The organism is Microbispora sp. NPDC046973 (assembly GCF_040644495.1).
In the GTDB taxonomy this organism is placed as follows: domain Bacteria; phylum Actinomycetota; class Actinomycetes; order Streptosporangiales; family Streptosporangiaceae; genus Microbispora.
Window position 1 is genome coordinate 15,230 of record NZ_JBEYWQ010000002.1, and the last position, 25,641, is coordinate 40,870.

The 25,641-nt window shown below is 71.1% G+C and carries 21 protein-coding genes; 5 read left to right on the forward strand and 16 right to left on the reverse strand.

Annotated features, from left to right (window positions below; all coding sequences use genetic code 11):
* Nucleotides 1-54: 54 nt before the first annotated feature.
* The 5 genes from ABZ860_RS04135 to ABZ860_RS04155 form a co-directional block, all read right to left on the reverse strand.
* The gene (locus tag ABZ860_RS04135; protein WP_357214805.1) at nt 55-2,922 is read right to left on the reverse strand and encodes an AAA family ATPase; all 2,868 of its coding nucleotides are present in this window, start codon (nt 2,920-2,922) and stop codon (nt 55-57) included.
* A 129-nt stretch (nt 2,923-3,051) separates the two neighbouring features.
* Nucleotides 3,052-3,789 (reverse strand): lysophospholipid acyltransferase family protein, encoded by a 738-nt coding sequence (locus ABZ860_RS04140; protein ID WP_357214808.1) that lies wholly within the window; start codon nt 3,787-3,789, stop codon nt 3,052-3,054.
* 106 nt (nt 3,790-3,895) lie between these two features.
* On the reverse strand, nt 3,896-5,641 hold the full coding sequence (locus ABZ860_RS04145; protein ID WP_357214811.1) for a thiamine pyrophosphate-binding protein: 1,746 nt from the start codon (nt 5,639-5,641) through the stop codon (nt 3,896-3,898).
* Nucleotides 5,638-6,411 (reverse strand): cyclase family protein, encoded by a 774-nt coding sequence (locus tag ABZ860_RS04150; protein WP_357214814.1) that lies wholly within the window; start codon nt 6,409-6,411, stop codon nt 5,638-5,640. Before ABZ860_RS04150 ends, ABZ860_RS04145 begins: the two co-directional genes overlap by 4 nt.
* A gap of 147 nt (nt 6,412-6,558) precedes the next feature.
* Nucleotides 6,559-7,140 (reverse strand): methyltransferase domain-containing protein, encoded by a 582-nt coding sequence (locus ABZ860_RS04155; RefSeq protein WP_357214817.1) that lies wholly within the window; start codon nt 7,138-7,140, stop codon nt 6,559-6,561.
* A 146-nt stretch (nt 7,141-7,286) separates the two neighbouring features.
* Here ABZ860_RS04155 and ABZ860_RS04160 point away from each other — a divergent pair, with 146 nt between their 5' ends.
* Nucleotides 7,287-7,925 (forward strand): TetR/AcrR family transcriptional regulator, encoded by a 639-nt coding sequence (locus ABZ860_RS04160; RefSeq protein WP_357214819.1) that lies wholly within the window; start codon nt 7,287-7,289, stop codon nt 7,923-7,925.
* Nucleotides 7,926-7,995: 70 nt separating this feature from the next.
* On the opposite strand, the gene ABZ860_RS04165 is transcribed toward ABZ860_RS04160, so the two are convergent.
* The gene (locus ABZ860_RS04165; RefSeq protein ID WP_357214821.1) at nt 7,996-8,364 is read right to left on the reverse strand and encodes a metalloregulator ArsR/SmtB family transcription factor; all 369 of its coding nucleotides are present in this window, start codon (nt 8,362-8,364) and stop codon (nt 7,996-7,998) included.
* A gap of 66 nt (nt 8,365-8,430) precedes the next feature.
* Here ABZ860_RS04165 and ABZ860_RS04170 point away from each other — a divergent pair, with 66 nt between their 5' ends.
* Nucleotides 8,431-10,470, forward strand: a complete 2,040-nt coding sequence (locus tag ABZ860_RS04170) for a heavy metal translocating P-type ATPase (protein WP_357214823.1) — start codon at nt 8,431-8,433, stop codon at nt 10,468-10,470.
* The gene (locus ABZ860_RS04175) at nt 10,467-10,919 is read left to right on the forward strand and encodes a DUF1232 domain-containing protein (protein ID WP_357214825.1); all 453 of its coding nucleotides are present in this window, start codon (nt 10,467-10,469) and stop codon (nt 10,917-10,919) included. The genes ABZ860_RS04170 and ABZ860_RS04175 overlap by 4 nt, the downstream gene beginning before the upstream one ends.
* A gap of 70 nt (nt 10,920-10,989) precedes the next feature.
* Here the strand turns inward: ABZ860_RS04175 and ABZ860_RS04180 are convergent, their stop codons facing one another.
* Together ABZ860_RS04180 and ABZ860_RS04185 are read right to left on the reverse strand one after the other, a co-directional pair.
* On the reverse strand, nt 10,990-11,904 hold the full coding sequence (locus tag ABZ860_RS04180) for an alpha/beta fold hydrolase (RefSeq protein WP_357214828.1): 915 nt from the start codon (nt 11,902-11,904) through the stop codon (nt 10,990-10,992).
* Between the two features lie 334 nt (nt 11,905-12,238).
* Nucleotides 12,239-12,679 carry a MarR family winged helix-turn-helix transcriptional regulator gene (locus ABZ860_RS04185; protein ID WP_357214831.1) on the reverse strand — a complete coding sequence of 147 codons (441 nt, stop codon included), beginning with the start codon at nt 12,677-12,679 and terminating at the stop codon, nt 12,239-12,241.
* 58 nt (nt 12,680-12,737) lie between these two features.
* On the opposite strand from ABZ860_RS04185, the gene ABZ860_RS04190 reads away from it, so the two are divergent.
* Nucleotides 12,738-13,280 carry an isochorismatase family protein gene (locus tag ABZ860_RS04190; protein WP_357214833.1) on the forward strand — a complete coding sequence of 181 codons (543 nt, stop codon included), beginning with the start codon at nt 12,738-12,740 and terminating at the stop codon, nt 13,278-13,280.
* Between the two features lie 36 nt (nt 13,281-13,316).
* On the opposite strand, the gene ABZ860_RS04195 is transcribed toward ABZ860_RS04190, so the two are convergent.
* Nucleotides 13,317-14,252: an NADP-dependent oxidoreductase gene (locus tag ABZ860_RS04195; RefSeq protein ID WP_357214836.1), complete on the reverse strand. Its 936-nt coding sequence runs from the start codon at nt 14,250-14,252 to the stop codon at nt 13,317-13,319.
* Between the two features lie 262 nt (nt 14,253-14,514).
* Here ABZ860_RS04195 and ABZ860_RS04200 point away from each other — a divergent pair, with 262 nt between their 5' ends.
* Complete coding sequence (locus ABZ860_RS04200; protein ID WP_357214840.1) at nt 14,515-15,627, forward strand: ABC transporter substrate-binding protein; 1,113 nt, start codon at nt 14,515-14,517, stop codon at nt 15,625-15,627.
* A gap of 159 nt (nt 15,628-15,786) precedes the next feature.
* Here the strand turns inward: ABZ860_RS04200 and ABZ860_RS04205 are convergent, their stop codons facing one another.
* The 7 genes from ABZ860_RS04205 to ABZ860_RS04235 all read right to left on the reverse strand — a co-directional run bounded on the left by ABZ860_RS04205 (nt 15,787) and on the right by ABZ860_RS04235 (nt 25,319).
* Nucleotides 15,787-16,065 carry a hypothetical protein gene (locus tag ABZ860_RS04205; protein WP_357214842.1) on the reverse strand — a complete coding sequence of 93 codons (279 nt, stop codon included), beginning with the start codon at nt 16,063-16,065 and terminating at the stop codon, nt 15,787-15,789.
* A gap of 593 nt (nt 16,066-16,658) precedes the next feature.
* On the reverse strand, nt 16,659-18,386 hold the full coding sequence (locus tag ABZ860_RS04210) for an IlvD/Edd family dehydratase (RefSeq protein ID WP_357214844.1): 1,728 nt from the start codon (nt 18,384-18,386) through the stop codon (nt 16,659-16,661).
* 49 nt (nt 18,387-18,435) lie between these two features.
* Complete coding sequence (locus ABZ860_RS04215; protein WP_357214847.1) at nt 18,436-19,317, reverse strand: carbohydrate ABC transporter permease; 882 nt, start codon at nt 19,315-19,317, stop codon at nt 18,436-18,438.
* Nucleotides 19,317-20,258, reverse strand: a complete 942-nt coding sequence (locus ABZ860_RS04220; protein ID WP_357214850.1) for a sugar ABC transporter permease — start codon at nt 20,256-20,258, stop codon at nt 19,317-19,319. The genes ABZ860_RS04215 and ABZ860_RS04220 overlap by 1 nt, the downstream gene beginning before the upstream one ends.
* 73 nt (nt 20,259-20,331) lie before the next feature.
* A complete protein-coding gene (locus ABZ860_RS04225; RefSeq protein WP_357214853.1) occupies nt 20,332-21,738 on the reverse strand; it encodes an extracellular solute-binding protein in 1,407 nt (468 codons plus the stop codon).
* Between the two features lie 214 nt (nt 21,739-21,952).
* On the reverse strand, nt 21,953-24,160 hold the full coding sequence (locus ABZ860_RS04230; RefSeq protein ID WP_357214856.1) for an alpha/beta hydrolase-fold protein: 2,208 nt from the start codon (nt 24,158-24,160) through the stop codon (nt 21,953-21,955).
* Nucleotides 24,161-24,323: 163 nt separating this feature from the next.
* Nucleotides 24,324-25,319 (reverse strand): LacI family DNA-binding transcriptional regulator, encoded by a 996-nt coding sequence (locus ABZ860_RS04235; RefSeq protein ID WP_357214859.1) that lies wholly within the window; start codon nt 25,317-25,319, stop codon nt 24,324-24,326.
* Nucleotides 25,320-25,641: the final 322 nt, after the last annotated feature.

Below are 25,641 nucleotides of genomic sequence, written 5' to 3' on the forward strand. Positions count from 1 at the left end.
GGCCTGGATCCCCGGGACCGTGCCGGTCCCGGGGATCTTCCCGTCCCGGCCGGGTCAGGCGGGCGGCGCGATCTGGGTCCGCGACCGCACGCCGAGCTTGCGCAGCACGGTGGCGACGTGGGTCTCGACCGTGCGCGTGGACAGGAAGAGCACGTCGGCGATCTCACGGTTGGTCCGGCCGAGCGCGACGAGCCGGGCCACCTCCCGCTCCCGCTGCGACAGCGCTCCGGCGCCCCGCCGCCCGCCGCGCGGGAGCGGGACGTCCACGCCGATGTCGCGCAGCACCCGCCTGCAGCGGGCGGCGTCGTGGGTGGCGCCGAGCCGGCCGTACGACTCCGCGGCCTCCCGGAAACCCGCCGCCGCCGCGCCGTCCCCGAGCGCCAGCCGGGCCCGCGCCTCGCCCTCGGCCGCCCGCGCCGCCGCGTACGGCTGGGGCAGGGCGGCGTACGCCTCGCGGGCCCGGGCGAAGCAGGCGGCGGCGTCGGCGGCCCGTGGTCCGGCGGCGGCGAGCACGCCGCGGGCGGCGTCGAGCGCGGCGTGCGCGGCGGGCGCGACCCGCCCCGCGATCCCCGCGGCGTACTCGTCCACCAGCTCCGCCGCCGTCTCCACGCGCCCGGCCCTGGCGAACGCGGCGACGGCCGACGGGACCAGGCTCGCGCCCCACACCCACACGCCCTTGCGGCGCAGCCGGGCGACCGCCCCCTCGGCCTCCGCGACGGCCTCGTCCTGCGCTCCCCGGGCGAGGTGCAGGTCGACGAGCCCCCCGGCGGCGGCCGTCACGACCGGGACGTTGCGGGCCTCCGGCGCGTCCAGGCCAGCACGGTGGAACTGCCTGACCGCCTCCTCCCATTCGCCCGTCGCCAGGGCGAGCAGCCCGAGCACCAGCCACAGGTCCACCGCGATCAGCGGCGTCTCCGTGGCCGACTCCCCCAGGGACGCCGCCCGGTCGCGCAGCCCGTCCCACCGCCCGGTGAGCCACTCCCTGCGGATCGCGGAGGCGTCGAGGAGAAAGGCGGGATACTGCGCGCCGGTCTCCAGGGCGAGCCGCCGTCCTTCCCGGGCGAACCGCTCGGCCGCCGCGTAGAGCCCCACGGTGGTCGCCGAGTCGTGGAGGTTGCAGTAGGCCCGGGCGACCTCTCGCCGGACCCCCGTGCGCGGGTCGTCGGCAGGAAGCCGGGCGGCGACGTCGAACGCGCCGGGAGAGCCGGTCGTCATCTCGAAGGAGGCCCGGTTGGCCAGCACCGCGGCCGACAGCTCCGGATTGTCGGCGGTGGCGACGAGCGCCTCGGCGCGGGCCATCCACTCCGCGTGCTCCGCCAGCGACTCGGTGCCCCATTCCGGCATCGCCATGCTGGCCCAGCCGCGGGCGGCCAGCGTCGGCCGGTCGTTCAGCTCGGCGAGGGCGGCCAGGATCTCCGGCCGCCCCGCGGCGGCGTCGCCCGCCTGGTTGGACAGGACGACGCCGAGGTTGAGCCGCACCTCGCCGCGCACGTCGCGGGACAGGAAGTCGCCCCGCAGCACCTGGCGCAGCAGCCGCACCACCCGCTGGTGCGACAGGCCCGTCGCCGCGAAGCGGCTCAGCATCAGCACCAGCGGGCCCCGGTCGCGCACCGGCAGGTCGGGGTCGTCCAGCATGCCCTCGACCACTTCGACGGCCAGGGCGGTGTCGCCCAGCGCGGCGGCCTGCTGGGCGGCGGCGGTCCCGTGGCGCACCCAGGCGCCGGTGTCCCCGGCCCGCCGGGCGTGGAAGGCCAGCTGCACCAGCGGCGGCGCGTCCGTCGCGGCGAGCGCGGCCATCGCCCGCACGTGCGCGGACCGCCGTTCCGGGCCGGGGATGGCGTCGTAGACGGCCTGCTGGGCCAGCGCGTGGCGGAAGCCGTATCGCCCGCCGGGGTGCTCGTGCAGGACCCCGGCGCGCAGCGCCTCAGCCAGGCCGGCGGAGCCCGGCCCGGGGGTGCCCGGTTCGGCAGCGGTGTCGCCGCCGACCGCGGTGATCAGCCGCTCCCCCGCGGGGAGCCGCAGCACCGCCGCCGCCCGGACCGCTCCGGCCGCCGCCGGGGACAGACCGGCCATCCGCTCGGCCATCGCCTCGCGCAGCAGCAGCGGGACGCCGGCGCGGTCGACGGCGCGGTCGAGCGCGTCCGGGTCGTCCGCGCCGGGCGGCGAGGCGGGCAGGGATCTGACCAGTTCCTCCACCACGAACGGGATGCCCGCCGTGCGCTCGTGCAGCCGGGTGACGAACCCGGGAGACAGGTCGGACCGCTCCAGCAGCGCGCCGGCCAGGCTGGCCACACCGGACGCGTCCAGCGGCGCCAGCCGCACGATGACGTTGGCCGTGTCCGGCTGGTGCCGGTAGGCCCGGCCGAGCGGCGGACCGGCGACGCCGTCCCTGCGGCATGTCGCGACCACCGCCAGCCCCCGCGGCGGCTGCCCGGTCAGGAAGCGCAGCAGGTCGAGCGTGCCGTCGTCGGCCCAGTGCAGGTCCTCGACGACCAGCACGGCCGGTCCGACGGCCGCCAGCAGGGCGCGTATCGCGCGGAACACCCGGTGGCGTTCGGCCCGCGGGTCGTCCAGGGGCTGCGGCGACGGCGGCAGCGCGCCGGCCAGTTCGGGGAGGTGGCCGCGGAGCGCGCCGGTGACCGGGTTGAGCCGGTGCGCCGCCGGGAGCCGTCCCCTGACGTCCCGCAGCGCTTCGAAGACCGGCCCGTACGGGAAGGGTTCGCGGATCTGATGGCAGTAGCCGAGGAGGACGGCCCGGTCGCCGGACGGCAGGCGGTCGAGCGCGGCGCGGACGAGCCGGGTCTTGCCGATGCCCGCCTCGCCCTCCACCAGCACGACCGCCGGCGGGCGGGTCACCGCGTCGATGAGAGTCCGCAGCTCAGTGGCGCGTCCGACCAGCGGGGGCGGGGGCACGATGCTCATCCACGGCTCCAAGGTACGGGTTGCGAGTCCCCCAGGCTCGGCTACGGCTCAGTTATCCCCGCCCCTTGACCGCCGGTCAACCCTTCGGCGTAACGGCCGTGTTGCGGAACCGGACAGACCTCCGGAGCCCTACTCGCGGCGGGGCCGGGCGGCGGCGTCGAGCGCGGCGGCCTCCTCCGGGGTGGGCGCCGTGCCGCCGAGGTGGGCGGGCTGCCACCACACGCCCCGGCGCTGGTCGGGATAGGTCCGCTGGGCCTCGTCGAGCAGGTCCGTCATGCGCCGCCGCAGGTCGCCGGTGAGCGCGGCGATGTCGTCGCCGGGGCCGGCGAGCATCGGCTCGCCGACCAGGATGGTGATCGGGACATGCCGCTGCAGCAGCTTGCGGGGCCTGCCCTTGGTCCACAGCCGCTGGCCGCCCCACAGGGCGACCGGGATCACGGGCACCCCGGCCTCGGCCGCCATCCGGATCGGGCCGCTCTTGATCTCCTTGACCGTGAACGACCTGCTGATCGTCGCCTCGGCGAAGTTGCCGATGATCTCGCCGTCCTTGAGGGCGCGTACGGCGGCGTCGTAGGCTCCCGCCCCGGCCGACCGGTCCACCGGAATGTGGTGCATGCCGCGCATCAGCGGGCCCGACACGGGGTGGTCGAAGACCTCCTTCTTCGCCATGAACCGGACCAGCCGCCCGGCGGGATAGGCGGCGAAGCCGGCGAAGATGAAGTCGAGATAGCTGACGTGGTTGCTCACCAGGACCGCGCCGCCACTGCGGGGTATCCGCTCCGTGCCCTCCATGCGGAACCTGATGTCGAGCAGTTTGAAGGCGGTCAGCGCGGTCCGCAGGACCGGCGGGTACACGATCTCAGCCATGCCTGAAACCGTAACCTACTCGTCCGTAACTTCTACCGGGCCGAAGGTCCTCTTTCCGGCGGCTCCACTGCGGCTCCCCTGCGGCTCCACTGCGGCTTCGCACCGGTCAGTGGCCGCGGAAGGCCTCCTCCAGCCACCACGACGGCCGGTCGGCGGTGACCTTCGCGTGGACGAGCAGGGGTGTGTCGCGCGGCCCCTTCAGCCACTCGGCGACCCCCGACAGATCCTCCTCCCGCCGTACGGTCACCGCCTCGAAGCCGAAGCCCCGCGCGATCCCCGCGATGTCGGCGGGCGGGAAGGTGACCGCGCCGAGCGGGAACCCGTGCGGGCCGAAGTGGTGGACCTCCGCGCCGTACCCCTCGTCGTCGTACACCACGACCACCATCGGCAGGCCGAGCCGTACGACCGTCTCCAGTTCGGCGACGCCCATCAGCGCGCCGCCGTCGCCGAGCGCGGCGACCGTGAGCCGGTCGGGCCGCGCGACGGCCGCGCCGATCGCGCTGGCCAGGCCGAGCCCGATCGACTGGAATGCCTGGGTGAAGCAGAACGCGCCGCCGTCCGGGACCGTGAGGAACATCGAGGGATACCCCATGAAGTTCCCCGAGTCGACGGCCACCAGCCGCTCCTGCGGGAGCAGGTCGTCGAGCCCGATCGTCAGCGTGCGGGGGTCGATGCGCCCTTCGGCGCTCAGGTCCTCGTACGGCACGTCGCGCCAGCGCCCCTCGCGGGCGATGCGCTCGGCGATCCGCGGAGCGCGGTAGCCGCGCGTCTCCGGCTCGCCCTCCGCCCCGGCTTCGCCGAGCAGGGCGGCGACCGCCCGCGCGGTCTCGCGTACGTCGCCGACCACGCCGAGGTCGATCTCGCGGTGCACGCCGAGCGCGTCGGGGTCGAGGTCCACCTGGACGACCCTGGTCTCCGGCCCGATCAGCGCGCCGTGCCTGGTGGTCCACATGGTGAACGAGCACCCCCAGCCGACGACGAGGTCGGCGCCGCGGATCAGCTCGGCCGCGAGCGGCGTGGCGAAACCGCCGCTGACGTCGAGGTCCCAGGGGCTGCCGTGGAAGTGCCCCTTGGCGACGGCCGAGGTGGCGAACAGCGCGCCCACCCGCTCGCCGAGCGCCTCCAGCTCCCGCCGCGCGCCACGGGCTCCCCGGCCGGCCACGAAGACCGGCCGCTCCGCCTCCGCCAGCATCCGCGCGAACCGCGTCAGCTCGTCGGACGGCTCCGGGAGCCCCTCGTGCTGCTCGTCGTCCCCGGACTCGATGGGGAACGTCAGGCCCCACGCCGCCGGCACCCGGCTCGCCACGTCGCGGTGCGCGCGGCCCCGGCCGGCCAGCAGTTCGCGTACGGCCTCCGCGGCCTCGTCGGGCAGCGTCTCGGCCTGCACGTCCAGGGGCAGGTTGAGCACCACCGTCCGGCGCCCGAGCAGGGCGGCGAGGAAGGCCATCACGGTGTCGTCCACGGCCGTGGCGGCCGACCCGACCCTGGCGCAGTGCGCGCCCACGGCCTCGGCGAGCGCGGTCTGGTCGATGCGGAAGTTGGAGGTGGGCGAGGTCACCTCCGGGGCGAGCACGAGCAGCGGGGTGCGGCTCTTGGCCGCCTCGGTCACGCCGGTCAGCGCGTTGGTCAGGCCGGGTCCCTGGTGGACGGTGAGCACCGCGACCGTGCCGCTCATGCGGGCGTAGGCGTCGGCCATCGTGGCGGCCCCGCCCTCGTGACGCGCCGCGACGTACCGCACGCCGTGCTCGACGAGGGCGTTGGTGACGTGGAAGTTTCCGCTGCCGACGACGCCGAAGGCCGCCTGTACGCCGAGGGCGGCGAGGGCCGCGCCGACGGCCTCCGCGACGTTCACCGCTCCACCAGCGCGAGCACGCGGACCGGGCTGCCCGAGCCGCCGACGATCGGCAACGGGCTCGCGACCACCACCGCGCCGGTCGGCGGCAGCCGGTCGAGGTTGCGCAACTGGGTCAGGCCGTACTTCCCTGCGCCGAGGAGGTAGGAGTGGCAGGGGAAGGCGGGGTCGAAGGAGTGGGCCGCGCCCGCGTCGGTGCCGACGGTCTCCGTCCCGATGCCCGTGATCGGCGTCTCCTCGGCGAGGTAGCGGGCGCAGTCGGGCGACATGCCCGGCGTGTGCGGCCCCGTCTCGTCGGCGTTGAGGAACTCCGCCTGGTCGTGGGCGCGTGCGTCCCAGCCGGTGCGGTACAGCAGCCAGCCGCCGTCGGGCAGCGGCCCGTGCTCGGCCTCCCACGCCTTGACGTGGTCGACCTCCAGCAGGAAGTCGGGGTCGGCGGCCGACTGCGCGCTGAAGTCGAGCACGACGGCGGGGGCGATCAGCTTGGCGGGAGCCACCTGCGACACGTCCTCGCCGTCACGGCCGGTGACCCAGTGGACGGGGGCGTCGAAGTGCGTGCCGGTGTGCTCGCCGGTGGTGAAGTTGTTCCAGTACCAGGCCGGGCCCCGGTCGTCGTACCGGCTGATCTCCTGCATCGAGAACGGCACCGTCTGTCCGAACGGTTCGGGCAGCAGCAGGATCGGCGTCTTGTCGCTCAGCGGCGCGGTGAGGTCGAGCACCTCGATCCCCCCGCCCCGGATGCCGTCCACCAGATCCCGCAACACCGACATCAACGCCTCCCCATGATTCAGGCCCCTGCGATACTCCTACACCCGCCCCCCGGAACGCCATATCAGACGCGGGTGAACCCTGCGAACGATGATCGCCCAAACAGCGCGGGCGACGCCAGACGGACGAGAGGAGGGGCGGGGGCTGTTTCAGCGACGGGATTCGAGCGGACGGACGGCGTCGACGTAGTACAGCACGGGCCCCACGGTGCCTGTGCTCTCGATGCGGAGGCCGGCGCCGGGAACCAGCTCGGCGAGCAGTTCCGGCATGGTGGGCCGCATCGCGGGACCGGCCAGCATCCCGACGAGGCGGGCGGCGAGGGGGTTGACCGGCGGGCGGAACTCGGCGATCAGCAGCCGCCCACCCGGTCGCAGGACGCGGGACATCTCCCTCACGGCGGTGCCGCGGGCGGAGACGGGCATGTGGTGAACGGCGAAGCTGGAGACCACGACGTCGAACGAGGCGTCGGGGAAGGGCAGCGCCTGCCCCTCGCCCACCTGGTAGGAGCAGTTGCCGGGTGAGCGACGACGGGCATGGTCGATCATCGGAAGTGACGGGTCGACACCGGTGACGCGCCCCTCGGGGCCCACGAGAGGAGCCAGCAGCCGGGTCAGGTAGCCGGTGCCGCAGCCGACGTCCAGCACCCGGTGGCCGGGCCCCGCGCCGGACAACGCGGCCAGGCGGGTGAAAACGCCGCGACGGCGCCCGGCGAAACCGAGCTCGGCCAACACCTCATAACCCCGCGGATAATTGATGGCGCCGCCACCGTCACTGTGTTTCGAATGACTATGCATTAATTTTCCCCTGCCCATGGGGCTTCCCCTTCTTGTTTCGAAACAATGTGTTCGGTTATAAATGATCGATTCGCCGGCGCGGCATGGTCAACAAGCAAATTCGCCGGGCTGTGCCGTACTGGACAGGGATGGGGAAGGTGTTCGGAAACTCGCGGCGGGAGAGCTCCGATCGCCGGGTGCGGCGCACTCGGAAGGCCGTTCAGCAGGCATTGGTGGAGCTGATTCTGGAGAAGGGCTACGAGGCGGTGACCGTCACCGATCTCATCAACCGCGCCGACGTCGGCCGCTCGACCTTCTACGCGCACTTCACCGACAAACAGGATGTGCTGTTCAGCAACCTCGACGAACTCTCCGGCCTTCTTCGTCTCGCTCCCGCGTCCACGCCGGGCACGCTGTTCGCCTTCAGCCTGCCGATGTTCGAGCATCTCCAGGAGCAACGCCGGCTGGCGCGAGCGCTGCTCGGGCGGCGCGGGGGCAGCGCCGTCATGGCACGCGGAGAGCAGATCCTGGCCACGGTCGTGCGTGACGAGTTGCTGGCGGCGTTCCCTACGCGAAGCACGGCGCCGGACTCGCTCGACCTGATGGTCACCTGTGTCGTCGGGGCGTTCATGGCGCTGCTGCGCACGTGGGTCGACGGCGAGGTGACCGCCACACCCACAGAGATGGACGCGGCGTTTCGCGCCGTGGTGACACCGGGTGTGGAAACCGCCTTGCGGCGGTGAGCCGATGCATCGGCCGAAGACGCTTGAGGAGCCGAGGCGTGCGGACCGCCGGCAGCCACGCTCGCGAGCGTCAGGAGGCGGCGCGCGCGGGCCCGGCCGGGGCGGCGGAGTCCTGGTCGCCGCGGTCGATGTGGTCGGCGTGGAACAGGCCTTCGGCCAGCAGCCGGCGCACGTGCTCGTCGGCGGCGCTGTAGTAGACGAAGGTCCCCTCACGCCGGCCCTTGACCAGCCCGGCCAGGCGCAGCTTGGCCAGGTGCTGGCTGACCGCCGTCGGGGCGGCGCCGGCGAGCTCGGCCAGGCAGGCCACCGACGACTCGCCCTGCAGCAACGCCCACAAGATCTTGATGCGCGTGGGGTCGGACAGCAGCCGGAACGACTCGGCGGCCAGGTGCACCTGTTCCTCGTTCGGCATCTCGAAGTCGGGCAGCGAGGTGTGCATGCCGCCAGCATAGCCCCGAACCCCACTGTTTGCGTATCTGCATCACTGCGCATATAGGCTGGCAGGGTGACGACAGACCTGACGACGCGCCCCGCTCCCGAGCCCGCGGCCGCACCCGGCCGCCCGCGGGCGTGGTGGTGGCACTCCGGGGCCGGATCGCTGCCCGAGGTGCGCTGGGCCATCGCGGCGACCGTCCTGTTCGCCGCCGGTGGTCTCTGCCGGCTGGCCGGGGCGCCCGCCTGGCTGTGGTGGGGGCTGTATCTGGCCTGCTACGCCGCCGGAGGATGGGAGCCGGGCCTGGCCGGGCTGCGGGCGCTGCGTGAGCGGACGCTGGATGTCGACCTGCTGATGGTCGCCGCGGCGATCGGCGCCGCCGCGATCGGGCAGGTCTTCGACGGCGCGCTGCTGATCGTCATCTTCGCCACCTCAGGGGCGCTGGAGGCGGTGGCGACCAAGCGCACCGCCGACTCGGTGCGCACCCTGCTGAACCTGGCGCCCGACAAGGCGACCCGGCTGGACCCGGCGGGACGGGAACAGGTCGTCGAGACCGCCGATCTGGCCGTCGGCGACCTCATCGTGGTCCGGCCCGGGGAGCGCATCGGCGCCGACGGCGAGGTGGTCGACGGGGCCGGTGACGTCGACCAGGCGACCATCACCGGCGAGAGCGTCCCGGTGGACAAGCAGGCCGGCGACGAGGTGTTCGCCGGCACCGTCAACGGCGCCGGCGTGCTGCGGGTGCGCGTGAGCCGCCCGGCCGGCGAGACGGTGATCGCCCGGATCGTGGCCATGGTCGAGCAGGCCAGCGCCACCAAGGCCCGTGCCCAGCTGTTCATCGAGAAGGTCGAGCAGCGCTACTCGGTGGCCATGGTCGCCGCCACCCTCGCGCTGTTCGCCATCCCCCTCGCACTCGGCCAGGACCTGCAGGGCAGCCTGCTCCGCGCGATGACGTTCATGATCGTCGCCTCGCCGTGCGCCGTGGTGCTGGCCACCATGCCGCCGCTGCTGGCCGCCATCGCCACCGCCGGCCGCCACGGCGTGCTGGTCAAGTCCGCCGTGGTCATGGAGCAGCTCGCCGACGTCACCCGGGTGGCCTTCGACAAGACCGGCACCCTCACCGAGGGCCGCCCCCACCTGACCCACATCCGCGCCCTGCCCGGCACGCGCCTCGGCGAAGGCGAGCTGCTCACGCTCGCCGCCGCGGCCGAGGACGGCTCGGAACACCCGCTCGGCCGGGCCGTCGCCGCCGCCGCCCGCGACAAAGGCCTGCGCCTGCCCCCGGCCACGGGGTTCGCGGCGATGCCCGGACGTGGCGTGCGCGCCCACGTCGCCGGCCGCCTGGTGCAGATCGGCAGCCCCGCCCACCTGCTCCCCGAAGGACACCCCGATGCCGGTCCGGCCCGCGCCCTGGTGGCCGAGCTCGAAGACGGCGGGCACACCGCGGTGGTGATGCTGCTGGACGGCCGCCCGGCCGCGGTGCTGGCCCTGGCCGACCGCATCCGGCCCGGCGCCGCCGGCGCCGTGGACCGCCTGACCGCCCTCACCCACGCCGCACCGGTGCTGCTGACCGGCGACAACCCCCGCGCCGCGGCCCACCTGGCCGCCCGTGCCGGCATCACCGACATCCGCGCCGGCCTGCTGCCCGAGCACAAGGCCGACGCCGTACGCGAACTCCAGCAGCAGGGGGCACGAGTTGCGCTGATCGGCGACGGCGTCAACGACGCCCCCGCCCTGGCCACCGCACACACCGGCATCGCGATGGGTCACACCGGCGCCGACCTGACCCTGGACGCCGCCGACGCCGTCGTCACCCGCGACGAGCTCGCCGCCATTCCCACCGTGATCGCTCTGGCCCGCCGCGCCCGCCGCCTGGTCGTCGCCAACCTCGCCGTGGCCGCCGCGTTCATCGCCGTACTGGTGGCCTGGGACCTGCTCGGCGACCTGCCGCTGCCGCTCGGCGTCGCCGGACACGAAGGCTCCACCGTCATCGTCGGCCTCAACGGCCTGCGCCTGCTGCGAAGCGCCGCCTGGCGACGCGCCGCCGTCGCCGCCACGCCGGCGGGGGAACGCCGATGGCCGCCCGGCCGAGACGAAAGCGAGCACGCATGACCGGATCACAGGGATGGGACCTGCTCATCGGCCTCGCGGCCGCGCTGCTGGTCACCTGGCTCGTCCTGATCGCCGCGCTGGCCCTCGTCCGCCCCCGCGGCGGCCTGCTACGCGAGGCGCTGCGGCTGCTGCCCGACACGCTGCGCCTGGTGCGCCGTCTGGCCGCCGATCCCGGCCTGCCCCGCGGCGTCCGGGTCCGGCTCGCGCTGCTGCTGGCCTACCTGGCCTTCCCCATCGACCTGGTGCCCGACGTCATCCCCGTCCTCGGCTACGCCGACGACGCCATCATCGTCACCGCGGTCCTGCGCTCGGTCGTGCGCCGCGCCGGCCTGGACGCCGTACGCCGGCACTGGCCCGGCACCGACGACGGCTTCACCGCCCTGGCCCGCCTGACCGGCCTGACCCAGCCCGACCCCGGCCCCGAGCCGCACGGCGGCACAACCGAGTGATCGGGGCCCATCAGCTGGGAGGACGGGACTTCGCGCATCCGCGCCCGCATGCCGGCGTCGGCCGGGCCGGTCACTCACCCTGAGCTTGACGTGCGGCCTGCGCGGTGACGCGTTCGATGGCCTGGACGGCGAAATCGGGCTGGTCGACGTAGATGTAGTGGCCGCTCTTCCTGGCCGTGCTCAGCTTGCTGCCGCTGGACAGCGCGAGCCACTTGCGCTGGCCCGCGGCCCACGCCTGCTCCAGGCGCGGCCCATATTCGGGGACGGCCGCGAGGTACTGCTTGCCGTGCTGGATCACCTCCACTGGGATGTTCCCGGCGGAACGGACCTTGCCGTCGGGCATGACGAGCTTCTCCGGGTTCTCGCCCTCGAATACCGCGAGGTTCTGCGCGCGCAACTCTGCGGCCGGACCGGTGGCGGACTTGGGAATCGCCTTCGTGATGTCGTCCAGCATGGTGGGCGGGGTCGCGTCCATCAGGACCAGCCCCTTCACCCTGTCCTGGTGGTCGGGGGCGTACCTGGCGGCGATCAGCCCGCCCAGCGAGTGCCCGGCCAGGACGACCGGGCCGTCACCGGCGACCCGGTCGAGCACCCCGGTCAGGACCTTCCCTGTGCTGGAGAAGCTCTGAGGGCCGTCCGGCTGGTCGCTCCCGCCCGCGCCGAGCCGATCATAGGAGCAGACCCGGTTCTGCTTGCTCAGCGTCTTCTGGATGGCGGCCAGCTTGTCCAGCCCGTCGCCTGCCCCGTGCATCAGGATGATGACCGGCCCGCCTTTCTCCGCGTCGCCGGAACAGGACACGTTCACCTTCCGGCCCGCGACATCGATCTTCTCGGTGCCGGAGATCGGGGCGGCATTCGCTGTCCGCGTGGCGGGGGCGAGGGGGTCCCAGTTCTCCAGTGATTCGCCGCCGCAGCCGGCGACCCCCGCGCCGAGCACGGTGCAGCACAGCGCGGCCACAACGGGTGTCTTGATCTTGCTGAGCATGAGGTCCTCCAGTGAGGGAGCCGACGCCGGGGATGCGCACGGCGGCGTGGCGGAAGAAGCGGACGGAGCGCCGTGGCTGCGTCGTAACGCTACGGATCGGGCGGTCCGCGATCGTCACCTCACGGTGGACATTCGCCGGTAGCTCTCGCGGGGGACAAGTGCGGTCCGGCCGCCGCTCGCATCCATCCCTGCGGACGAGCTCGGCCTGCATCGCCGCCCCGCCGGCTCAGGCGAGGGCGGCGTGCGCGGAACCGGCCGCAGCGCATCGGGCGCGTACACCCGCGGGGTCGCGCCCGCTCCTGTCTGCCGCGAAGAGAACCGAGGGTGCGGCCGCCTAGTCGGCAGGCAGGCCGTGGCGACGGGCCAGCGTGCCCAGAACGCTCCGCAGCGCCTCCGTCTCCCCGGGGCCGAGCTCGTCGGTCAGCTCCGCGTCGAGTTCGGCCGCCGCCGCGGCGCACGTGGCCAGCAGTTCCCGGCCCTCTCGCGTGAGCGCGAGTGTCTGCCTGCGCCGGTCCACGGGGTCGCGTTCACGCCGTACGGCGCCGAGCTCCTCCAGGCGGTCGGCGAGCGACACCACCAGACTGGGCGCCACGTTCATGAGCTTGGCGATGTCGAGCTGAGAGGTCGCCGTTCCGGACTCCAGCACCACCAGCAGCCCCGCGTGCTTGGGCTTGAGGCCGTGGGCGGCCAGGCGCGCCGAGAACCGCTCCGTCATCACGGCCCCCAGCGTGCCGAGCCGGAAGGCCAGCGTGGAGGTCAGCTTGACATCGTTCATACCTCCAATGCTACCGTCTCCATATAATTCAGGAACTGAACGATTAGGAGCAAGAACGATGCTGAACCCCGCCTCCGTCCACGTGGTGTTCGCCGACCTCCAGGACGGCATCGTCGACGCCAGTGCCACCAACCCGGCCTCTTCCCTCCGCCGCGCGGTCAAGGTCCTGAACGGACTCGTCACCGCCCTCGACATCCCGTTCACCCTCTCGGCGGCACCTCGCCCGGGCGGCCCCGTGATGACCGAGGAGGTGCCGGGCGGCGACACGTACGTGCGCACCGGACCGTCCTGCTGGGACGACGCCGCCTGGCGCGAGGCCGTCCTGTCGGCGGGCCGCTCCACCCTGGTGATCTGCGGCGTGACCACGGAGATCGTGGTGCTGCGCACCGCACTCGACGCGCTCGCGCACGGCCTCGACGTGCAGGTCCTGGTAGACGCCTGCGGGGGCATCACCGCCCGCACCGAAGACGCCGCCCTGCGGCAGATCGAGGCCGCAGGCGGCGTGGTGACCTCCGTGGCGGGTTTCGCCGCCGACATGGTGCGCGACTTCACCACACCCACCGGCCGGCAGGTCATCGCCGCCCTGCACCAGTTGGCCTGAGCGGCCGCCGGCTTGCCGGCGATCCGGGCCGCTGGTCTACCTGCTGGGCGAGGGCAAGGGCCGGAGCACGATCTTTCCGTGCGTGTGCCCCCGTTCCAGCTCGCGGAACGCGTCCCGCACCCGCTCCAGCGGGTAGACGCGGGCGATCGGCACCTCGAGCTCTCCGCGCGCGGCGAGCCGCGCCAGCTCGCCGAGCACGACCGCGCAGGCCGCCGCGCCTTCTCCGTAGGTCCGCGCGCCGACCTTGGCCGCGGTCTGCCAGTCGCGGATCGTGTTGATCCGCGCGGGTCGCACGCCCAGCTCCACTGCCAGGTCCACGTAGCCGTCGCCGTAGGTGTCGATGAAGGCGTCGACGTTTCCGCCGGATGCCTGCCGGATTCGCTCGGCCACCCCCTCCCCGTACGCGACCGGGACGACTCCGTAATCCTTCAACCAGGCGTGGTTCGGCTCGCTCGCCAGCCCGATCACCGTGGCGCCGCGCCGCCGCGCGAGCTGCACCGCAAGGGACCCGACGCCGCCCGCCGCACCGGACACGACGACCGTGTCGGCCGGTCCGGGGTCGACGGCGAACACGGTGGCGTACGCGGTCGTGCCGGCCACGTACAGCGACCCGGCCACCTCCCAGGACAACCCCTCGGGACGCGGGGTCAGCTGCACGTCGTCGACCACGACGTACTCCGCGTGGCTCGCCCTGTTGTGGGTGAAGCCGAGGACCTCGTCGCCCACCGCGACGCCGCGCACCTGCGGACCGGCCTCCACCACGACACCGGCCAGGTCGCTGCCCTGCCCGGAGGGGAACGTCGACGGCCAGCGCTCGTGCCGTGCCCCCTGCCGGATCATCACCTCGCCGGGCTGGATCCCGGCCGCGCGGACCTCGACCAGCACCTGCCCGGGGCCGGGCACCGGCCGCTCCACCTCCTCGACCCGCAGCACATCGATCCCGCCGAACTCGTGGAACCGCACCGCCTTCATCGCCTGATCACCGCTCTTCCTCGATCACGTGGGCCTTGGACGGCCGCAGCTCGACTATGCCTTCGCGATCGACGGCCGGGAACGGAGCGGTCTGCCTAGGATCCGCGCTCCGAGGATGTGCGGACGCCGGGCCGGAGGAGGGACCGAGGCGGCGCTCGCCGGGATGCCGGACGGCCAATGCGAGCGACCGGAGCACGCCAGGAGCCCGTAGCCTTCAGTGCGGGCACGTGCGATCGAATCTGCACACGGGAGACGCCAACGCATGAACACGCCGCCATCGCCACCTGGAGCGGAGCCGGCTGACGGATCATCCGTCCAGATCGGCGCTCTCGTTCCGCTGACCCGGCCCGGCTGGGTTGAAGCGGGCCGGCACTTGCTAGCCGGACTCGAACTGGGCGTTAGCGACGTCAACGACGCCGGCGGGATCGCCGGAAGACCACTCGAACTGGTGGTCCGAGACACCGCGGCCGATCCGCAAAGGGCCGCGGCGGCCGTCGACGAACTGGCGCACCTGGGCGTGGCCGCCTTGGCCGGCGAGTATCACAGCGTCGTCGCTCGCGCCGCCGCCGCCAGGGCCGACGCCCTCGGCCTGCCGTTCCTCTGCTCGTCGGCGGTTCTCGACGCGCTCACCGAACAGCCCACGGAATGGGTCGCGCGCCTCGCCCCGGCACAGTCCCGCGGCTGGCGAATCTACGCGGACTTCCTCCTCGGCGCGGGCCACAGCCGGATCGCCGTAGCAGCCGAGCCGAGTGTCTACTGGGCATCCGGGGCCCGCGTTCTGCGGGACCACCTCGCTCCCCGCGGCGGCACTGTCATCGAACTCGACATGCGCGCGCTCACCCCCGCGGCCCTGTGCGACGAACTCGTCTGCGGTCGCGCGACCGCCCTCCTCCTTCTGGTCGGCCACCCGCAGCCGGCAGTGTCGATCGTCACGTCCGTCCGCCGTGACCAGCGGCTCGCCGGGATCACGATCGGTGCTCCGGCCGGGCAGCCGGAGTTCGCCGAATGGGCGACGTCGCTGGGCGACGACAGCGCCGCGATCCCGTTCTTGCGCTACCTGCCCGAGCGCCTCAGCCCACTCGGTGCACGCGTCGAGACGGCCCTCCGCGAGCGGCTGGCCGAAGCGCCCTCCTTCGTCGCCTTCGAGGGCTACGACACGGTCGCCGTCCTCGCCGATGCGCTGCGTTCGCACGGCGTGGACCGGGCGCGCATCGCCGAATCCTGGGCGCGCGTCGCGGTCGAAGGCACCCGCGGACGAATCCGGTTCTCCCGCACGCCGGGCATCAGCGTGTGGCAATGGGCGTGGCCGCCGATCCACGTCGTTGATCGAGACCCGGAGAAACCCGAACGATTTCGGATCCTTCACACCGGCTGAAAAGCACGGAGGTCGCGCAGCCGGGATTCGTCCGAAGCTGAAACTGTCCACCCGCCCTCCGTACTGATACGGACTCAGCGGCGCGCTATCAGATGACATGGCAAAATGACCGCTGGTCAGCCTGAAGCCGATCCGGCCGGACACTGACCGACTCCAGGCTCAGGGCTCGTGGTCCTCGACCAGGCCGCACGCGAAGGGAAACTCCCTCAGGAACTCCCGCCGCCCCGGGTCCGTCTCTGCCTCAGCCAAGTCCCTGAGCACCTTCAGGAACCGGTCGCGTTGTTCCTGGGGCAGCCTCTGCAGCACCCCACTCACGCTCTCCATCATCTGCACCGCGGAGTCGAGGTCCACCTCGTCGTCCTCGCAGCCGTCGAGGAACCAGACGACGTCGACGACCAATCCAGCAAGGACGGGCACCAGAGGGTCCGTGTCGGTCATCCGGGCAACCTATAGGACCCCCTCGTCCGCCGGACGAGGTGATCAGAAAGGGAGAGGTGCGCGCGGTACACGCGATCATTGGTCCAGAAGCACCCACATCGTCGGCACCCCCGAATATGCTTCGATCTGCCGCGCGACGCGTGAAACGAGCGCGTCCGCCACCTCCCCAGGGAGGCACCCCTCGATCGACACTTGCCAGCCGACGTCCTCTCCTGAGAACGCGACATCGACACCGTGGACGCGCACGCGATGGTCTCCCTCACCTGGTACTGGCAAGGCATCCCACCCGGCGGGTGTCAGCACCTCAGCAAGGGCGCTGGCATGAACAGGGATCCACTCAGCCCCATGGCGAGGTCGGATGAGGTAGCCAGGCATCCGCCCATCATGACCGAGCAACCGATCATGCTGAAGTCGCTCCTACCCCAGCCCACGGGCAGATCTGCAGCACCTCCTGTCGCGAGGGCGACACGGACGCCACGAAGATGGACCACCGCCTCCCGACCTCCTGCGAGCGGGCCGGGGAAGACGGTGATCACGTCGATGTCTCCGTCCACCGACGTGATCCACCGTCAGCCGAGATCACCCCGCGGCGGTCAGTGTGAGTGGCGGGGCGGGGCGCTGCCGCTGCCACCGGTGAGGAAGTCCAGGTCCGCGCCTCTGTCGGCCTGCAGGACGTGCTCGCTGTACAGCCGCACCCAGCCCCGGTCCGCGGCCGGTCCCGGGGGCTGCCAGGCGGCGCGACGGCGCTCGAGTTCCGCGTCGTCGACCAGCAGGTCCAGACGCCGTGTCGGGACGTCGAGCCGAATGACATCGCCGGTGCGCACGAGCGCGAGGGGACCGCCCACCGACGCCTCGGGGGCCACGTGCAGGACGCAGGTGCCGTAGCCGGTCCCGCTCATGCGGGCGTCGGAGATCCGCACCATGTCGGTGATCCCCTCGGTGAGCAGCCGCCGCGGCATGGGCACGTTCCCCACCTCGGGAAAGCCGGGATAACCGCGTGGTCCGGCGTTCCGCACCACGATGACCGTGTCGGAGGTGACGTCCAGATCCGGGTCGTCGGCCACGGCGATGTAGTCCTCGATCCGGTCGAACACGAGCGCCTGTCCGGTGTGCTGCAGCAGATGGGGCGAGGCGGCGGAGACCTTCAGCACGGCCCCGGACGGCGCGAGCGACCCGCGCAGCACGACGGTCCCCGACCCGGCGGGCTGGAACGGCTGCTCCATGGTGCCGATGACCTCACGGTTCCAGCACTGGGCACCGCTGATGTTGTCGGCCACGCTCTTCCCGCTGACGGTGACATGGTCCAGGTGCAGCAGGGAGGAGATCTCCTTCATCACCACCGGAAGTCCGCCCGCGTACGCGAAGTCCTCCATCAGGTGCGTGCCGGAGGGCATCAGGTTGACCAGCATGGGCACATCGGCGGTGAGCGTGTCGAAGTCCTCCAGCGACAGCGGGACGCCGAGACGCCCGGCGATCGCGAGCAGGTGCACCACGGCGTTCGTGGAGCCGCCGATCGCGGCGTTCACCCGGATGGCGTTCTCGAAGGCCTCCCGGGTGAGCACCGTCGACAGCCTCTGGTCCTCTTCGACCATGGCCACGATCCGGCGCCCGGCGGCGTGCGCGAGCGCGTACCGGCGGGAGTCGACCGCGGGCACGGCGGCGGCTCCCGGCAACTGGACGCCGAGGCCCTCGGTCACGCAGGCCATGGTGGAGGCGGTCCCCATCGTCATGCAGTGCCCGCGGCTGCGGGACATGCAGACCTCCGCCTCGGCGCAATCCGCCGCGGTCATCCGGCCCGCGCGCAGCTCCTCGGTGAAACGCCACACGTCGGTGCCCGAGCCGATGTCCCGGCCGCGGAACTTGCCGTTCAGCATCGGGCCGCCGGTGACCATCAAAGTGGGCAGGTCGACGCTGGCCGCGCCCATGAGCAGCCCGGGCGTCGTCTTGTCACAGCCCGACAGCAGCACCACCCCGTCGAGCGGGTTGGCCCGGATCAGCTCCTCCGCCTCCATCGCCAGCAGATTGCGGTAGAGCATGGTCGTCGGCCGCATCAGCGGCTCCCCCAGGCTCATCGCCGGAAACTCCAGCGGCAGGCCGCCGCTCTCCCACACACCGCGCTTCACCGACTCGGCCAGGTCGTGCAGGTGGGCGTTGCACGGCGTCAGCTCCGACCATGTCGTGGCGATGCCGATCACCGGCCGGCCGTCGAAGACGTCGTCCGCGAACCCCTGGTTGCGCATCCACGATCGGTGGATGAACCCGTTGCGGCCCTCCGCTCCGAACCACTGCTGGCTGCGCAGCGGGCGATTCGTCATCGACATCGGCACACCTCTCTGTCATGTTGGTTGGCTGCTGGACGACCGGCCGCGGCTACCTCAGGCCTCCGACGGACAGACCGCCGCGCCAGTGCCGCTGGAGGGTGAAGAAGGCGATGATGAGCGGGATCACCGACACGAGCGCACCCAGGATGATGAGGCTCCACAGTGAGGTGCTGCCCGCGTTGTTCGCCGAGGCGATTCCCTGCCAGAGGCCGAGTCCGACGGTGACGGGGAACAGGCGGTTGTCGGAGAGCATGGCGAGGGGCAGGAAGTAGTTGTTCCAGGACGCCACGGCGGACAGGAGCAGCACCGTGACCACCGCGGGCCGCATCAGCGGGAACGCGACCTGGATGAACGTCCGCAGTTCGCCCGCACCGTCGACCCGCGCCGCGTCGAGGATCTCGTCGGGGACCGCGTCGCGCGCATACACGTGCATCAGGTAGACCCCGAACGGGTTGAGCAGGGACGGGAGGATCACCGCCCAGATCGTGTTCGTCAGGCCGAGCCCGGAGAACATCATGAAGGTGGGGATCACCAGGGCGGTCGCGGGCACCATCAACGCGCCGAGCAGGATCGAGAAGCTGAAGCGCCTGCCGGCGAACCGGTATTTGGCGAATCCGTAGCCGGCCATGACGGCCAGGATCGTGGCGCCGATCCCGCCTGCCAGCGCGTACAGCGTGGAGTTGAGGATCCACCTGCCGTAGATGCCGCCGTCGTAGGTGAACAGTCGCTCGAGGTTCCCGAAGTAGTCGACCCGATCGGCGAACCACAAAGTGTTGCCGCCGCCGAACAGGCCGGGGGCGTCTTTGGAACTGTTGACGATGACCCACCAGAACGGCACGAGGAAGTACACGACCAGGAAGCCGAGGAAGATCTGCAGGGGGAGGTGGCGTTGGGGACGGCGGCGTGCGCCGGCGCCGGAGCTGCCGGTCATCAGAAGAAGCTCCTCCGCTTGCGGGTGAAGAACAGGAAGGCGTAGACGCAGACGAACACGATCCCGCCGAGGGCGAAGGAGATCGCCGATCCGTAGGTGAAGTTCGCGAGCCCGAACGCCTGCTGGTAGGCGTACATGTTGGGGGTGAATCCCGGTGAGATCGTGCCGGCCGCGAGGTATCGCAGAATCTGCGGTTCGTTGAAGAACTGCAGGGTGCCGATGAGTGAGAAGACCAGGATCAGGAGCAGCGCGGGGGCGATCAGCGGGATTTTGATCCGGAGCGCGATCTGCCATTTGCCGGCGCCGTCCATACGGGCGGCCTCGTAAAGCGTCGGGTCGATGCCCTGGAGCGCCGCGTACAAAATGATCATGTAGTAGCCGGCCCACTGCCAGGTGACGACGTTGATCAGGCCGTAGAAAATCAGGTTGCTGCTGAAGAAGTCGGGCGCGGTGGCGCCGAACAACCCGAAGATGTCGGAGAGCGGCCCGAAGCTCTTGCTGTACAGGAATCCCCACATGACCGCCCCGATGACCGTGGGAATGGCATAGGGGAGGAAAATCATGAGGCGGGAGAAGCGGGTGAACAGCGTGGTCACGGCGTCCAGGACGAGGGCCATCGCGAGCGCGATGATGATCTGCAGCGGGATGGCGACGAGCGAGAAGCGGACGACGAACCACGCCCCGGACAGGAAGGTCGGGTCGGTGAACGCCTTCACGTAGTTGCCGAGGAAGACGAAGCTGATGCCGCCGATCAGCTTCTTCTGCCAGAGGCTGAGGTAGAACGCGTACGCGAGCGGCGCGATGAGAAGCGCCAGGAAGACGATCCCGAACGGCCCGACGAAGAGCCATCCCATCAGGTGCTCACGGAGGCGCACCTTGCCGCGGACCTTGTGCGCTTTGTCTTGAGTGCTCGCCGCACTCTCCTCGATCAGGAGGGTCATTTTGGGCTCCGCAAAGTCGATGCCGGGGGGTCACGGGTGGGCCGGCCGGGGGCGGACCGGCCCACCCGTGGTGTCACTGGACGGTGAACCCTTGCTCCTTGGCGTAGCTCACCACGTCCTCCTGAAGCCGGTCGGCGGCCTGCGCACCGCTGACGGAGCCCTGGATGAGGGCACTGACCTGCTTCGTCATGGCGTCGTAGTAGTACTGGCCGAACGGCGCGTAGGTCATGCCCTTGTAAGCGTTCGCCGCGGGGACGTAGACCTCCTTGTTCGCCTGCTGGCCGTCGAAGAACGCCACCTTGAGGTCCACGAACGTGGGATCCTTGAGCGCCTTGAGATTCAGCGGGAAGATGATCTGGTTGGTCCAGCCGTCGGTGAGCGACTCCTCGTCGGCGTAGAGGCCGTACGCCACCTTCGCCGCGAGTTCGGGGTTCTTGGCCTGACTGGTCACGGAGAAGGCCGAGCCACCCCAGTTCACCTGCACCGGGTTGCCGGAATCCCACTGCGGGAGCGGCGCCACCGCGAACTTGCCGGTGTCCTTGCCCTTGCCCACGCCGGCGCCGGTGAGGTATCCGGGCGCCCAGGCCGCCGAGATGTACGTCGCGTACTTACCGTTGACCACACCGGCGATGTACTCCGGCGTGAACTGGTCCTGGGTACCGACCAGGCCCTTCTTGGCGAGGCGCCCCCAGTAGTCGAGCACGTCCTTGGACGCCTGGTCGTTCAGCTTGATGCCGATCGACTCCGGCCGCGCCGGATCGTAGGTGAACGGATTCGCGCCCTTCTGGATCTGCAGCGCCATCATGACGGCCGGCACGTTCGCGCCCAGGTCGCCGAACAGCGGGCCTCCCGCGTCCTTCACCTTCTGCGCCGCCTGCTCGTACTCGGCCCACGTCTTCGGGGGCTTGATGTCGTACTTGTCGAAGATGTCCTTCCGGTAGATCATCGCCATCGGTCCGCCGTCGACCGGCACGCCGTAGACCGCGCCACCGATCGAGACGTCCTTCCACGCGCCCGGGCCGTAGTTGTCCTTGACGGCGTCATAGCCGTAGTTCTTGATGTCGACGAGCGCCTTCTGGATCTGGAAGGTCGGGATCCGGTCCGCCTCGATCATGATCACGTCGGGGGCTCCGCTCCCCGCCGAGATGGCCGTCTGGAACTTGTCGTACTCGTCACCGCCCTGGCCGACGTTGGTCCAGCAGACCTGCACCTCGTTGCTCTGCTTGTTGAAGTTGTCGACGACGAGCTGCATGTTGGGGTACCAGCCCCAGAAGGTCACGACCGGCAGGTCCTTCTTGCTGATCGTGTTCGTGCAGTTGCTCGCGTTGTTTCCGCCCGCGTTGCCCGCGGGCGCGGCGCTTGCGCCCGCGGTGCTTCCACCCGCGGTGCTTCCGCCCCCTCCCACATCGGGGGCGCAGGCGGCGAGCGCACTCGCGGCGGCGAGCATGGCTGCCGTGACAAGTAGTCTTTTCGTCTTCATTGACATGATCTCCCCTTCGGGGTCACAGCGCACAAGGGTCCATGCGCCGCCGCTGAGGCCGAGCGATCGGCCGGGACGGGGCACGGATGACACGATCCGCGCCCTGTCCCTCGTGCCGATTGCCCATGTGAGCGCTAACACGCTCCCGTGTCCGAAGATCACCACCGAGGCGGGAACCCCGGGGTCCCGGTGGAGTCACCCCGAACGGGCCTGACTAGCGCCTGAACAGGCGCGGAGCCAGGTCGATGAGGTTCTTCTGCCACACGTCCCAGCCGTGCGGCCCGGGGGTGACCCCGTCGAACTCGTAGTGGACGCCGAGGTTGTCCATCGTGGTCAGTCCCGCCATGAACGACGGGTACACGAAGTCGGTCACGTCGCCGACGTACACGCGCAGCATCTTGGTGCCGTTGTTGATCGCCGCCACGTCGACGCCGGCGCCGCTGCCGAACCCGGCCGAGAACGCCCCGATGTAGGCGAACCGGCCCGGGTGCGCCTTGAGCATCCCGAGCGTCTGTCCACCGCCCATCGAGAGGCCGGCGAGGGCCTGCTGCGACGGGTCGCTGGAGACGTTGTAGCGAGCGTGAACGGCCGGGTCGAGGTTGTCCAGCAGCTCCTTGTTGAAGTCGGACACGTTGCCGTTGCCCATCACGACCACCATCGGCACCAGCTTCCCGTCCAGGAAGTGGTGGTCGAGGATCTGCTTGGCGCGTCCCATCTCGACCCAGTCCGTGTGGTTCTGGCCGCTGCCGTGCTGGAGGTAGAAGACGGGGTACGGCTGCGCGCGGTTCGGGTCGTAGCCGGGCGGGGTCCAGACCAACGCGGTCCGGTCCTGGTTCGTCACGGTGCTGCGGTAGGTCAGGCTCTCGACCTTTCCGCCCTGACCGGCGGGAACGTCCGAAAGCAGGCGTGACCTTTCTCCGGAGATGAGGAAGGTGCTCCAGGTCGGCTCGGTGGTCACCTTCGTCGGGTTCGACGTGTCCTTGACCGAGACCCGGTCGACGATGAACTTGTAGTAGTAGAACCACGGGTCGAGCGGGCCCACGGTCGCCCGCCACCGGTCGCCCTCACGGGACATCGGGATGCGCAGCCAGCTCCCTCCGGGAGCGTCGTTCGCCCACACCGTGACGTGCTTGGCGTCGGTGAAGTCCGTCGTGGTCTCGAAGGTGACGAAGCCGCCCTCGGACACGAACGGCGTCGGCGTCGTGCCGGCTGCGGGCGGGGTGAATTCGCCCTTCAGTGGCCCGTGTCCGGCGCTCGGACCGTGATCCCGCACCGTGCGGAACAGCCGCGGCACGAAATCGATCAGATTCTTCTGCCAGGCGTTCCAGTTCCCCCCGGCATCGGGGTTGACCCCGTCGAACTCATACCTGACACCGGCGCGCTCCAGCGCCTTGGTGAGACGAACGGTCGCGTTGTAGGCCGGATCGGTCACGTTCCCGGTGTACAGACGCACCAGCTTGAGACCGTGGTTGATCGCCTTCGCGTCTGGTCCGCCGGCGCTGTCCGTCAGCAAACCCGAGAACGAGCCGGCGTAGGCGAACTCGTTCGGCTTGGTCAAAGCCGCGCGCAGCGCCTGCGTCCCGCCCTCGGACACACCGGCGATGGCCTGGTGGGCCGGGTCGCGGAGGACATGGTAGGTGTCCGCGACCGCCTTGCGGAGGTCCTTCAGCTCCTTGTCGTCACCCGGCCCGTCGCCGCCGCTGATCACGACCACCATCGGCTCCATGGAGCCCCGGGCCGACAGGTTGTCGAGGATCTGCTTGGCCCGGCCGAGGTCGAGCCAGTCGGTGGCCTTCTGCCCCTCGCCGGACTGCAGGAACAGCGCCGGGTAACTCTTCGGACCGCCGGGACCCTTGGCGTCCTTGGGGCCCCCGGCCTGGTAGCCGGGCGGCGTCCACACCAGCGCCGACCGCTCCTGCGTCTTGACCTGGTAGGTGAGGGTCTCGACCTTGCCGCCCTGTCCCTGGGGCGCGTCCGCCAGCAGGCGCGCCGAGTCGCCCGCGACGAGGAAGGTGCTCCACAGGGGCTTGGACGCCACGGTGGCACTGTTCGTCGGGTCCTTGAGACCCTTGGTGTCGTCGCCCGTGACCTGGTAGGAGTACAGCCCCGGCTTGAGCGGGCCGAGGACCCCCGACCAGACGTCGCCCCGGCGGGTCAGGCCGAACTCCGCCCAGGTGGAGGAGGGGCCGAAGTTCCCCTCGATGACCACCTGCGACACCTGGCCCGCGTTGGCCTGGACGTAGGCCGCCGGGACGGTGAACGACGCGTAGCCGTCGCCCGAGACACTCAGCCAGGGGGTGTCCGCCGCCGCCGGTCGCGGCGCGAGGGACACCGCCGCGATCGTCATGGCCCCGGCGGCGATCGCCGCCGAGAGCCGTCGTGCGCCCGTAGGACGCATCCTGCCGTGATACGATAACGCCATACCGAAACTCCTTTGATGGTCGGCAGCGGGTAGGGCCGCTCGCCGACCTCGCTTCTCGGTCGATGTGACGCGGTTTCTGTGTGTCTGCGCCTCCGTTCGTCACTGGTTCTTGCGTACTCCTGAACGCCAGGTGCACCTGGGTGGCGCACCTGCTTGTGGGGTGTCAGGGTCTCGTTGTGATCTTCGCCGGCGCCGTGGAGCCGCGGACCACCAATCGGGTCGGGAGCAGTATTTGGCGGTGGCCCTCCCACTCGCCGGTGACCAGAGACTTCAGCATCCGCGCCGCCTCGTAGCCGAGGCGGTACATCGACTGGTCCACCGTGGTCAGCGCCGGCTCGGCCAGCGCCGACTCCGGAATGTTGTCGAAGCCGACCACCGACAGGTCGCCGGGAACGTCGAGCCCCAGCTCCTTCGCGACCTCCAGCACCTTCAGGGCCATCCCGTCGCTCGCCGCGAAGATCGCCGTCGGCCGATCCGGCCTTTCCAGCAACGCGCGCGCCAACGGGATCGCGGTCTCGGGATTGAAGTCCCCTCTGCCGATCAGCGACGGATCGACCGGAACTCCCGCTTCGGCCAGCGCCATGCGGTACCCCTCCTCACGCGACCATGCCGCCGCGAGGCTGGAACGGCCCGCGATGAATCCGATGCGCCGATGGCCCAGGCCGAGCAGATGCTCGACCACCTGGGTGGCGCCCGCGAAATTGTCCGCGGTCACCGACGGCACCGTCGAGTCCCGCACCGGATCGATGACCACGACCGGAGTGTTGCTCCGCACCTCGTCCCAGGGCGTGACCACGATGCATCCGTCCGTGAGCGTGCCCGAAAGGCGGGTGAGATGCCGCTGTTCCCAGCCCTCCGAATAGGTCCCGTAGAGGTCGCTGTTGGCGTAGATGATCAAGTCGAAGCCCGACTGGGTCAAGGCCTCCATCACACCCTTGAGCACCTCGGCCGTGTAGGACTGGAAGCTGTGGGTCACCAGGCCCAGCACGTTGGTGCGGCTGCGCCGCAGGCTCGTCGCCACAAGACTCGACTCGTAGCCCAGCCGCTCGATGGCCGAACGGACCTGCGCGGTGGTGCCGGCACTGACGCCGTAGCGCCCGTTGACCACCCGCGACACGGTTGCGACGGAGACGCCGGCCAGTCGGGCGACATCGCTCATCGTCACCGGGGCTCCGCCATCGACCATGCGGCCCTCTCGTTGCAATCGTTATCGGTTACGTTTCCGGCATTTAACGTAAGCGACAACGATTGCAAACACAAGACCTTTTCGGCCTCTCACCAACCCGACCGTAGGTCTTATAAGAACATGGCCGGAATGCGCAGGCCAGCCAGGGCGGGGCGGCGCCGCCGGCGTCGACCACCTGGTCCCGCATCCGCCTGGGGCATGCCGGGCGGCCGGCGAACGGCCGTGCGCGACGGGTGGCGGAGTGCCGCTCCCCCACCACCTGCCCAGAGCACGGCCACCCGTCTCACACCGTCAT

Excerpts from the sequence above, each read along its gene's own strand:
- ABZ860_RS04135 (WP_357214805.1), bottom strand. The coding sequence starts at position 2,922 with ATGAGCATCGTGCCCCCGCCCCCGCTGGTCGGACGCGCCACTGAGCTG.
- ABZ860_RS04140 (WP_357214808.1), bottom strand. The coding sequence starts at position 3,789 with ATGGCTGAGATCGTGTACCCGCCGGTCCTGCGGACCGCGCTGACCGCC.
- ABZ860_RS04150 (WP_357214814.1), bottom strand. The coding sequence starts at position 6,411 with ATGTCGGTGTTGCGGGATCTGGTGGACGGCATCCGGGGCGGGGGGATC.
- ABZ860_RS04160 (WP_357214819.1), top strand. The coding sequence starts at position 7,287 with ATGGTCAACAAGCAAATTCGCCGGGCTGTGCCGTACTGGACAGGGATG.
- ABZ860_RS04165 (WP_357214821.1), bottom strand. The coding sequence starts at position 8,364 with ATGCACACCTCGCTGCCCGACTTCGAGATGCCGAACGAGGAACAGGTG.
- ABZ860_RS04175 (WP_357214825.1), top strand. The coding sequence starts at position 10,467 with ATGACCGGATCACAGGGATGGGACCTGCTCATCGGCCTCGCGGCCGCG.
- ABZ860_RS04180 (WP_357214828.1), bottom strand. The coding sequence starts at position 11,904 with ATGCTCAGCAAGATCAAGACACCCGTTGTGGCCGCGCTGTGCTGCACC.
- ABZ860_RS04185 (WP_357214831.1), bottom strand. The coding sequence starts at position 12,679 with ATGAACGATGTCAAGCTGACCTCCACGCTGGCCTTCCGGCTCGGCACG.
- ABZ860_RS04190 (WP_357214833.1), top strand. The coding sequence starts at position 12,738 with ATGCTGAACCCCGCCTCCGTCCACGTGGTGTTCGCCGACCTCCAGGAC.
- ABZ860_RS04195 (WP_357214836.1), bottom strand. The coding sequence starts at position 14,252 with ATGAAGGCGGTGCGGTTCCACGAGTTCGGCGGGATCGATGTGCTGCGG.
- ABZ860_RS04200 (WP_357214840.1), top strand. The coding sequence starts at position 14,515 with ATGAACACGCCGCCATCGCCACCTGGAGCGGAGCCGGCTGACGGATCA.
- ABZ860_RS04205 (WP_357214842.1), bottom strand. The coding sequence starts at position 16,065 with ATGACCGACACGGACCCTCTGGTGCCCGTCCTTGCTGGATTGGTCGTC.
- ABZ860_RS04210 (WP_357214844.1), bottom strand. The coding sequence starts at position 18,386 with ATGTCGATGACGAATCGCCCGCTGCGCAGCCAGCAGTGGTTCGGAGCG.
- ABZ860_RS04215 (WP_357214847.1), bottom strand. The coding sequence starts at position 19,317 with ATGACCGGCAGCTCCGGCGCCGGCGCACGCCGCCGTCCCCAACGCCAC.
- ABZ860_RS04220 (WP_357214850.1), bottom strand. The coding sequence starts at position 20,258 with ATGACCCTCCTGATCGAGGAGAGTGCGGCGAGCACTCAAGACAAAGCG.
- ABZ860_RS04225 (WP_357214853.1), bottom strand. The coding sequence starts at position 21,738 with ATGAAGACGAAAAGACTACTTGTCACGGCAGCCATGCTCGCCGCCGCG.
- ABZ860_RS04230 (WP_357214856.1), bottom strand. The coding sequence starts at position 24,160 with ATGGCGTTATCGTATCACGGCAGGATGCGTCCTACGGGCGCACGACGG.
- ABZ860_RS04235 (WP_357214859.1), bottom strand. The coding sequence starts at position 25,319 with ATGAGCGATGTCGCCCGACTGGCCGGCGTCTCCGTCGCAACCGTGTCG.